This is a genomic window from Candidatus Sericytochromatia bacterium, assembly GCA_035285325.1.
Lineage (GTDB): Bacteria > Cyanobacteriota > Sericytochromatia > S15B-MN24 > JAQBPE01 > JAYKJB01.
Window position 1 is genome coordinate 1 of sequence record JAYKJB010000099.1, and the last position, 6529, is coordinate 6529.

Below are 6529 nucleotides of genomic sequence, written 5' to 3' on the forward strand. Positions count from 1 at the left end.
AGGCGCATCGGGTTGAAACTCCAGCGTGGTCCGTGCGAGAAGCGCGTCGCGCACGATGAGCAGCGAAGGGACACTTGTTCCTATACCCGGCCTGGTGGTGCCCCACACGGCGGGGAGGGCCCGCGCCTGGCTGACGTTGCCCTTTCAATAATCGCCCGATGAATCCGTTTCGTCAGAGTCATCCAGGTCGACTTGCCATTCCGACTCAAGTTGCTGCTTGATGGTTTTGCGGTCTCTCGCCCTCAGCGTGGCATCTACCCTCACCACCCGCCCCTCCTGGCCGCGTGCGCGCGAATGGGACTTGAAGCCGGTGTCGCTCTTCTGAGTGCGGTCAGCGCTTTCACGATGGGTCTCCAGGCATTCCTGGAGTAACTTCAGGTAATTCTCGTAGCGTTGAGGGGCCACCTCGGGCGCGTCTTTCACGGCACAGTCTGGTTCCTGCTGATGCAGGCAACTGGGAAATCGGCACGCGGGAATCAGACGCGCGATCTCCGGAAACGCCCAGCCCAACCTGGCGGGGTGGAGGCCCTCCAGGGAGAGGAAACTGAACCCGGGGGTGTCGGCGAGCAAGGCTTCCTGACAGGCGTCCACTGCGTATAGCGCTGCGTGTCGGGTGGTATGGCGACCGCGTTGCAATTTGCTTGAGACGTCCCCTGCGCGCAGACTCAGGCCGGGGATCAGGGCATTGACGAGCGAGCTTTTACCCACTCCTGAGGGACCGGCCAGGACGGACAGCTTGCCGTCCAGGATCGGCATCAAGGCCTGGACGCCTTGTGGCGTGGCTTCGGTGGGAATCACGTGGTAGGCCAACTCGCGATAGACCGCCACCATTTCGTCGAGTTGGGCGGGTGGCACCAGGTCCCGCTTGTTGACCACAATCACCGGCACGAGGTCGGCCTCGTGGGCTGCCACGAGAAATTTGTCGAGCAGCAGGTGGGAGAACGGCGGACTGTCGGCGGACAGCACGATCAGCAAGAGGTCGACGTTGGCGATGGCGGGCCGCGTGAGGGCTTGCTTTCTCGGAGCGATCGTCACGATGGCGCCTTTGCGGACCCCCGGGGCGATCGCCGCCTCCAGCGCCAGCGAACCTTCGCGTGGGGGAGGGAGGGGCGCATCCGGCGAAACGGGCTCCAGGACGAACTGAACCCGGTCCCCGACCAGCGGGGACTCGCCGCTCTTTTTCAGGTTTCCACGCATGTGGCAGGCGTATTCAGTCCCCTCGGCGAGGACGTAATAAAAATTGGCCTGGTGGCTGACAATGACCCCGGTTTTCAATAAGCCCTCTTTGGTCGGCGCGTGGGAGCCCGTTTCCATCACCTGGCGGTCTCCCACGCGTCAGGCCGGCGGATGCGCGCCGGCCAGCTGACGCTTCAACTGGCCGCAGGCGGCCTCGATTTCGAGGCCCCTCTCGGCTCGGATGGCCGTTGGGAATCCCGCGTCTTCAAGCGACTTGGCGAATTGCCGGATGGCCGGGGCCGGGGTGGCGCGGAAATCGGCCCCCGTCGGATGGTAGGGGATCAGGTTGATATGAACGTGTAAGCCTTTGGCCCAGGCGGCCAACTCCCTGGCGTGCTGGGGCGCGTCGTTCACACCACCCAGCATGATGTATTCGAGGGTGACGCGTCGGCCGGTGATTTCTTCGTATTCACGCACCGCATCCCGCAAGCTGCTGAGTTGGAATTTGGTGTTGACCGGCACGAGTTCATCGCGCAGGGCATCATTCGGCGCGTGGAGCGAGAGTGCCAACGTCAGTTGCAGTTTCTCCTGCGCCAGCCGTTCCATCTGCGGCACGATGCCCACCGTTGAGATGGTGATCTGTCGCATGGCGATCCCCACCACCTGATTGAGGAGCCGCACGCTTTTGAGCACGTGGTCGAGGTTCAACAAGGGTTCGCCCATGCCCATGTAGACCACGTTTGAGATGCGGCGGCCCAGCATGGATTGCATCGCCAGAATCTGGTCGACAATCTCTCCGGGGGTGAGATTGCGCTCAAACCCGAGTTGGCCCGTGGCGCAGAAGCTGCAGCGCATCGCACAGCCGACTTGCGAGCTGATGCAGGCGGTGACACGGTCAGGGTAGGGAATCCAGACGCTCTCGATCTCGCGCCCATCACTCGCCCGAAACAGGAATTTGGTGGTGCCGTCCGGGGCCTCGCGCGAGGTGACCAGGGTCAGCGCCGGCACCGTATGGTGGTCCTGGCTGAGGGCCTCCCGAAATGCTTTCGGCAGATCGGTCATGGCCTCCAGGTCGCGCACCCCTTTTTCGTAAATCCACTTCGCGACCTGCGTGCCACGATAGGCCGGCTGCCCGAGTGATTCGGCCAACTGGCGAAGTTCAGCGGGATCCAGCCCAACCAGACTTTTCACGGGTGCTCCCTCGTTGAACACGTCATTGTGCCAGCGCGCTTGATTGCCGCTGCCGCATTCCATCATACCTCGCGCCGCAGACGCGCGATGAAAAATCCATCCACACCGTGGCGAATGGGATGGAGTTGAAGCATTCCCCCCTCGCCTTCCAGTTCGTTTCGCCAGTCGGCTGGAAGATCCTCGCCCATATCGTCGAATCGGAGCTGGGGCTGGCGGTTCAGTAGCGCTTCAACGACATCCTGGTTCTCCTGCCGACTCATCGTACAGGTGCTGTAAACGAGCAACCCTCCGGGTTTGAGACGGGCCACGGCGGCATCGAGCAATTGGCTTTGCAACTGCGCCAGTTCCCCCCGCGTGACCGGCGTCTGACGCCAACGCAGGTCTGGCTTCCTTGGTAAAACCCCTAAACCGGAACACGGTGCGTCGAGCAAGATGCGATCGGCGACAGGCAACTCCGATAGGTCGCATGCATCGCGAGCCAGCGCTCGAACGGATGAGACGCCCAGACGGCGGCAGTTCTCCTCCAAGAGCTTCAGCCGCGTCGCCGAGCGATCGATGGCCCAGATGCAACCCTGGTCGCCCATCAGGGCCGCCAGGTGCGTCGACTTTCCACCAGGAGCAGCGCCAATGTCCAGGATGGTCTGCCCCGACGCAGGCTTGACCAGGCGGGCTGCCCACATGGCCGCCTCATCCTGGACGTAAAACTCCCCCGCCGAGAAGGCCGCCAGCGCGGTCGGGTCGATGGACTGGTTCAGACGCAGGCCCTCTGGAAGCCAAGGGTCAGGCGTGGCTGCGATGCCGAGGGCCGAGAGTTCTTCCTGAAGGCTTTCTCGCGTTCGTTTCAGCGTGTTCGCGCGCAGGGAGAGCGTGGGGGGGGTGATACTCCACTGAGCGAGTAACTCCGCATCTGGCCCATGAAGGGCCAACCATTCCCGGGCCAACCACTCAGGCAGCGAATAGCGAGCGGTCAAGGCCAGCAGTGGGTTGTCCTTGAAGGCGGGGGGAGACAAGGTTTCCATCCGCCGTTGAAGGTTTCGCAACACCCCGTTGGTAAGGCGTGCGACCCCCTCGTGTCCGTGTTTTCGAGCCAATTTGACGGCTTCATCCACTGCGGCGGCTGGACGGATGCGGTCCAGGAACAGCAGTTGATAGGTCGCCAGGCGCAAGTTGTTGCGAATCGGAGGCGTCAGGTCCTCCAGGCGGCCTTTCAGAACCTGGGCGAGGTACCAGTCCAGGGTCGCTCGACGGCGTGTGGCGCCGTGGGACAGTTCCACGGCCAGGCTGCGCTCCGGCGGTGGCATGTGCGACAGGTCCTGTCGCCCCAGGTTGGCGTAGCCGCCCTCTGCCTCAATCGCGATCAGTTTGCCCAGTGCCCATTCGCGGGCGGACCTAGCCTGAGGGTCCTGTTTCGCACGGACGTCGCGTGTCATGACACATTCAGCGGCGAGGGGGCTTCGCTCGTGAAGGACGACCCGACGCGTAAGTCGCGCCACCCGCGCGCCACCTCCGCCGCAGCGCGGAGTGGTTTGCCTGGCAATTGAATCTCCTGGATCAGCAAGACGCCATCGCCCGTGGCGACCTGCCAGCCTGCTTCGGTCATCGCCAGAATCGTGCCCGGAGAGGCCTCCGTTGCGATTTCCAGCGCGTCGACGCGGCCCAACTTGACACGTTGACCGAGCAGGTGGCTCGACAGGCCGGGCCACGCCGCCAAGCCCCTGCTCAGACGTCTCAGGGCGATCGCCGGCTGCTTCCAATTCACCTCGCCCATCGCTTTGGTGAGCAGTGGGGCCAGGGTGGCCAGGTTTTCATCTTGCGGTTCGGCGGGGAGTTCCGCCGCCAGCCATCGTGGAATGGCCTGAGCGGCCAGATCTGCACTTGCGCGGGCCAGCTTGTCCGTGAGGCTGCGGGCATCATCGACGGGAGCGATGGCACACGTCTGTTTGGCGAGCATCGCCCCGGTATCGAGGCCCTCGTCCATTTTCATGAGGGTCACACCCGTCTCGGTTTCGCCACGGATGAGGGCCCACTGAATCGGTGCGGCCCCGCGATAAAGTGGCAGGAGCGAGGCGTGCAAGTTGAGACAGCCGAAGCGTGGGAGTTCAAGAATCTCGGTTGGCAAGATCTTGCCGTAGGCAATTACCACGATCAAATCGGGGGCCAACTCGCGCAGTTGCTGCAGAAATTCTGCGTTATGTCGCAATTTCACCGGTTGCAGGACGGGGATAGAAAGGGCTTGCGCGGCTGTCTTCACCGGGGGGGCCGTGGATTGCTGGCCGCGCCCGACCGGTTTGTCCGGCTGGCAGACCACGCCCACCACGTGCGCCCAATCCGTTTGCAAGGCTTGCAGGGTCGGCACCGCATAGGCTGGCGTCCCCATAAAGACGACCCGGACAGGCAAATTGGGTGTCGGCAAGGAGACTCCCGCTTCTAATGAACGGCGTTGCTTTGGAGCGGCGCAGTTTGACGTTTCAGGATGGAATCCACTTTGGCGATCAACACCTCGATGGCCATCTGGTTCATACCGCCCTCCGGCAACACAATGTTGGCGTGTTTCTTGCTGGGAGCGACGAATTCATTGTGCATCGGCCGGACGCTGTTCAGGTACTGGTCGATGACCGTTTCCAGGTGTCGACCGCGCTCCGCCACGTCCCGCTTGATGCGGCGCAGCACCCGCAGATCTGCGTCGGTGTCGACAAAGATTCGAAGGTCCATCAGGGCCCGCAGTGCAGGATCTGCGAAGATCAGAATGCCTTCGACCAGAATCACTGGACGCGGTTCGATCGCGACGGTTTCCTCCGTGCGCCGATGGGTCTTGAAGTCATACTTGGGCGCCGCAATGGTTCGGCGTTCCAGCAAGGCCTTCAGGTGTTCGATGAAGAGGTCGTTGTCGAGAGAATCCGGATGGTCGAAATTGACTTGACTGCGTTCCTCAAACGAGAGGTGCGCCAGGTCGTGATAATAGTTGTCGTGCAGCAAGTGGGCGACGTGGGTGGTTCCCGCGCGTTCCAGGATATTCCGCGCGACGGTGGTTTTGCCTGAGCCGGACCCACCCGCCACGCCAATGACAAAGGGCTTACGCACGGGTCGTGTCACCCTGTCCGCCTGCTGGAACCGCCAAGGCCTTTTCGGCGAGCCGCTGTTTCATCGCGGCAAGTTGGGCATCCACGGCCATTTTGTCCTCGATCAGATCGACAAAGATTTTCCCGTCCAGGTGGTCCAGTTCATGCTGAAGGGCCCTGGCCAGCAAACCGGTCGCTTCAATTTGAACCGCCCGGTCTTTTTCGTCTCTACCTTTGAACAGAACCCGCTCATAACGCGTGACTTCCATGTAGACGCCGGGAACGCTGAGGCATCCCTCTTGGTCTTGGATCGGATTCCATCCCTTGACCAGAATCGGATTGACGAGCGCGAACGGTTCGCCGTCGCCCACGTCGATCACGAACAGACGTTGGCTGATTCCGACCTGGGGAGCGGCCAGCCCGACACCCTCGGCTGCATACATGGTCTCGAACATGTCAGCGATCAGTTGCTTGGTTTGGGCGTTCACCTTTCGCACGGGTTCTGCCACTTGGCGCAAAACCGGGTCTCCGATGGTGCGGATCTCGAGGATGGGCATGACGTTGGACACGCTTTCGTGAAACATAGGGTGGGTCGGCCTGTGCGCGAGCTCCGAGGGCCGGCACAGGGAGACAAGGCGGCCCTGGGAACCGTTTCAATCGTACCACGAAACCGCGTGGGCAAACCGCTCTCAGTGACATCTGGTGTGCGTTTCGGGTGCAGGTGTGGGGCGGCCTGATCAGACTCCGATCAACCCCCTTGCCCTTCGCGTCTATTTCGTGTACAGTATCTAAACGCGTTGAGTGCAGCAGGCCAACCGCCCGCTGAACCCGCCGTCCGACCCATTCCCGGGACCTTTCGGCGCAAGCTTCCTGCTTGGAAGTGCCTTGAGATGGTTACGCGGAAAGCCACAGGGTAAAGCCTGGGGCGCTGGGGTGTCCCGGTTTCACGGGGTGCCACGGAACGGCTCTCAACTCTCAGTACCTTGACAACTGAATAGCCAAGCGAACGCACCAAGCTCTTGTCAAAAAACGAAGAAGAGCAAAAAAAGAGCCGGCACCCGCGAGGGTGACCTGACTCGCCGAGAATATTTCTTGGAGAGTTT

The 6529-nt window shown here is 62.1% G+C and carries 6 protein-coding genes; all 6 read right to left on the reverse strand.

Going from position 1 to position 6529, the window contains the following annotated elements; translation table 11 throughout:
* Positions 1-144: 144 nt before the first annotated feature.
* The 6 genes from rsgA to def all read right to left on the reverse strand — a co-directional run bounded on the left by rsgA (position 145) and on the right by def (position 6010).
* Positions 145-1314, reverse strand: coding sequence for a ribosome small subunit-dependent GTPase A (gene rsgA, locus VKP62_12810; GenBank protein MEB3198074.1), 1170 nt, complete (start codon positions 1312-1314; stop codon positions 145-147).
* A 21-nt stretch (positions 1315-1335) separates the two neighbouring features.
* Positions 1336-2367 carry a 23S rRNA (adenine(2503)-C(2))-methyltransferase RlmN gene (rlmN, locus tag VKP62_12815; GenBank protein MEB3198075.1) on the reverse strand — a complete coding sequence of 344 codons (1032 nt, stop codon included), beginning with the start codon at positions 2365-2367 and terminating at the stop codon, positions 1336-1338.
* A 62-nt stretch (positions 2368-2429) separates the two neighbouring features.
* The gene (gene rsmB, locus VKP62_12820; GenBank protein MEB3198076.1) at positions 2430-3797 is read right to left on the reverse strand and encodes a 16S rRNA (cytosine(967)-C(5))-methyltransferase RsmB; all 1368 of its coding nucleotides are present in this window, start codon (positions 3795-3797) and stop codon (positions 2430-2432) included.
* Positions 3794-4780 carry a methionyl-tRNA formyltransferase gene (gene fmt / locus VKP62_12825; protein ID MEB3198077.1) on the reverse strand — a complete coding sequence of 329 codons (987 nt, stop codon included), beginning with the start codon at positions 4778-4780 and terminating at the stop codon, positions 3794-3796. The genes rsmB and fmt overlap by 4 nt, the downstream gene beginning before the upstream one ends.
* A 14-nt stretch (positions 4781-4794) precedes the next feature.
* Positions 4795-5448: a uridine kinase gene (udk, locus tag VKP62_12830; protein MEB3198078.1), complete on the reverse strand. Its 654-nt coding sequence runs from the start codon at positions 5446-5448 to the stop codon at positions 4795-4797.
* Complete coding sequence (def, locus tag VKP62_12835; GenBank protein ID MEB3198079.1) at positions 5441-6010, reverse strand: peptide deformylase; 570 nt, start codon at positions 6008-6010, stop codon at positions 5441-5443. Before def ends, udk begins: the two co-directional genes overlap by 8 nt.
* Between the last annotated feature and the right edge of the window lie 519 nt (positions 6011-6529).

Coding starts and splice junctions, on each gene's coding strand:
- rsgA (MEB3198074.1), bottom strand. CDS start 1,314: ATGGAAACGGGCTCCCACGCGCCGACCAAAGAGGGCTTATTGAAAACC.
- rsmB (MEB3198076.1), bottom strand. CDS start 3,797: ATGACACGCGACGTCCGTGCGAAACAGGACCCTCAGGCTAGGTCCGCC.
- def (MEB3198079.1), bottom strand. CDS start 6,010: ATGTTTCACGAAAGCGTGTCCAACGTCATGCCCATCCTCGAGATCCGC.